This window comes from Gemmatimonas sp. (genome assembly GCF_041689975.1).
Classification (GTDB): Bacteria; Gemmatimonadota; Gemmatimonadetes; order Gemmatimonadales; family Gemmatimonadaceae; genus Gemmatimonas.
Window position 1 is genome coordinate 1 of the sequence record NZ_JBDNFF010000346.1, and the last position, 2496, is coordinate 2496.

At 63.9% G+C, this 2496-nt stretch carries 2 protein-coding genes and 1 tRNA gene; 2 read left to right on the forward strand and 1 reads right to left on the reverse strand.

Going from position 1 to position 2496, the window contains the following annotated elements; translation table 11 throughout:
• Nucleotides 1-36 precede the first annotated feature (36 nt).
• Nucleotides 37-108 (forward strand) — tRNA-Thr (locus tag ACESNG_RS20545).
• 73 nt (nt 109-181) lie between these two features.
• On the opposite strand, the gene ACESNG_RS20550 is transcribed toward ACESNG_RS20545, so the two are convergent.
• Nucleotides 182-1621 carry a R2-like ligand-binding oxidase gene (locus tag ACESNG_RS20550; protein ID WP_373070609.1) on the reverse strand — a complete coding sequence of 480 codons (1440 nt, stop codon included), beginning with the start codon at nt 1619-1621 and terminating at the stop codon, nt 182-184.
• Between the two features lie 233 nt (nt 1622-1854).
• Between ACESNG_RS20550 and ACESNG_RS20555 the strand changes: the two genes are divergently transcribed.
• Nucleotides 1855-2496: MFS transporter (locus ACESNG_RS20555; protein WP_373070611.1), on the forward strand; the 642-nt coding region annotated here is incomplete at its 3' end.

Genomic DNA, 2496 nt, shown 5'->3' on the forward strand with positions numbered 1-2496 from the left:
GATAGCAGGACACGGCACCTCACCGTGAGATCGAACGCCACAGTAGCTCAGTGGTAGAGCACCCGATTCGTAATCGGGCGGTCATCGGTTCAATCCCGATCTGTGGCTCTGGTTGGTGCAGAGCAGATTCCTAGCAGCATACGTGACGCGGCCCCCGAGTTTTCGGGGGCCGTTGTCGTTGTCACGTGGCGTTCTCCAGCGCCTCCAGCGCGTTGATCTGCGCGATGGATTGATGCCGCGCCCGTTCGATGCGCTCCATCCGTCGTTGGAATTGCCCGGTCGCGAACGTCACGAACGTCTCGGGGTGCAGTCCGAAGGGAATGCGGTCCGGCGGATACGCCGAGAATGCTTCGCTGATGATGGCAATGGCCGACGGCAGTAGCTCCTCCATCCTCGCTGTGATCGCATCCCAGACGCTGTCTCCGTGTTCGGCAACCAACCGCGACAACAGAAAGATGCCGTACGCGAGATGACGGGATTCATCGGCCTTGAGCAAGGCCGCCACGCGTTGCATGCCCGGCATGAGACCGCGCGTGGTGAGCACGCGATGATACGTGTGGTATCCGGTTTCGGCGAGCACACCTTCCACGATCATGTTGTACGTGGCCGAGGCGCGCGCCTGGGCGATCGGTGACGCGTCGGTGCGCAATCTCCCCATCGCGGCGGGCAATTCCTCCGCAAAAATCGTGTGGTAGCTCGGCGAGTGAAAGCGCGTCAGGTCGGAGTGCTCTTCCGCGACCTGATCGAAGAATCGCCGGAATGCTTCGACATGCTTCGCCTCTTCCCACAAGAAGCTCGTGAGATAGAGCTGCTCTTCGAGGCGTCCCTCCTGCGAAATCACATCGAGGAGCGGCAGAATATCGAGCGTCACGCACTCTTCCCCCGCCTGAAACAGCGACGTCAGTCTGAGCAGCATATCCTGCTCATCGGGTGCCAACGTGAGCCAATCCGCACGGTCTTGTGTGAAATCGATATCCGACGGATTCCACGTACCGAGTCGTTTCGCCTTTTCCCAGAGTTTCATGGGGAACAGATCGTAGCGCAATCCGGTCGCGCTCGTGCTCTGCAACGTGCGCGACGACGCGCGGGGGCTCGACGCTGGAGCGGTGGACGCCGCCGTCGGTGGGGCGGGAGTGATCACGTGGGCGAACGCTGGGGTCGGTGTCGCCGGCGCACGACTGACCGTCTGCGCCACGCGCACCAGTTCCGACGCGGCGCCCACATGCGGCATCAACGCACCGATCGATCCCTGCTTGAGCTTCAGCTTGCCGCGAAGCAGTGCCATCGTCGGCGTGATGTGCGCGGTGAGCAACCCGTTCCAAACGGTGAGGTCCGTGGACAGGACAAACGTCGCGGTCGTGTAGTCCTGCACCGTCGCCATGCGCGCGGCCCGACACTCGCCGTGGTGCAAGTCGAGAAACACGCCACACCCCATCGCGCCGCCCGACATGGACGAGATCGGGGCATCATTCCACTCGAGGATTATCGACCCTTCCCACCCTTTTGCCGCCACGCGATAACTGTCGCTGCGTTGCAGCGCCTCGCCAAGTGCGGTAGCCCATGTCTCCGTGAACAGGCCGTCCGTCATGCTCCGCCCCCGTTTGTCGTGATCGCGCGTCATGCGGGCGCGGCGTGCCGCCCTGGTGCCAGAGAGGAAACGATCGAAGCGTTCGTACCTGTTCCGATTCCGCACGCGAATTGGCACAATTGACGCCGCCGTGCCAATGTTGCTCGACCATGCGCATTCCTGGCAAGTCCACTTCGTCGTCGTCGACGTCTTCGTCGCACCCGCCCTCGACCGCTCAGGATAACCCCATCGAGCAGGGCTCGCGCTATCGTTATGTGGTGCTGGCGATGCTGCTGCTCGCGTACACGTTCAACTTTCTCGACCGGCAGATCCTAGGCATCCTCAAGGAGCCGATCAAGCAGGAGCTCGGGCTCACCGACTCCCAGCTGGGGCTTATGGGCGGGCTCGCGTTCGCGCTGCTCTACTCGACGGTGGCAGTGCCGATCGCCTGGTTCGCCGACCGCGCCAGTCGCACCTGGATCATCACGGCGGCACTGGGCCTCTGGAGCGCGTTCACGATGGCCTGCGGCCTCGCGACGGGCTTCTGGTCGCTCTTCCTGGCACGGGTGGGCGTGGGCTTCGGCGAAGCCGGTGGTGTGGCACCGTCGTACTCCCTCGTGAGCGACTACTTCCCACCGACACAGCGAGCCCGCGCGCTCGCGGTCTACTCGTTCGGTATTCCGTTGGGATCGGCACTCGGGATTCTCTTCGGCGGCCTGATCGCCGCCTCGATCAGCTGGCGCGTGGCGTTCTTCATGGTGGGCGGGGCTGGCGTGCTGCTCGCGCCGATCTTCAAGATCGTGGTCAGAGATCCGGTGCGCGGCGGACTCGATGGCGCACCCGCCGCCTCAACCGCCGCCTCGACCGCTGCCGCGCCGACCGCTGCTCCATCGTTCGCTCAGGTGGTCGCCACCGTGCTGCCGAAACCC

Coding starts and splice junctions, on each gene's coding strand:
- ACESNG_RS20550 (WP_373070609.1), bottom strand. CDS start 1,621: ATGACGCGCGATCACGACAAACGGGGGCGGAGCATGACGGACGGCCTG.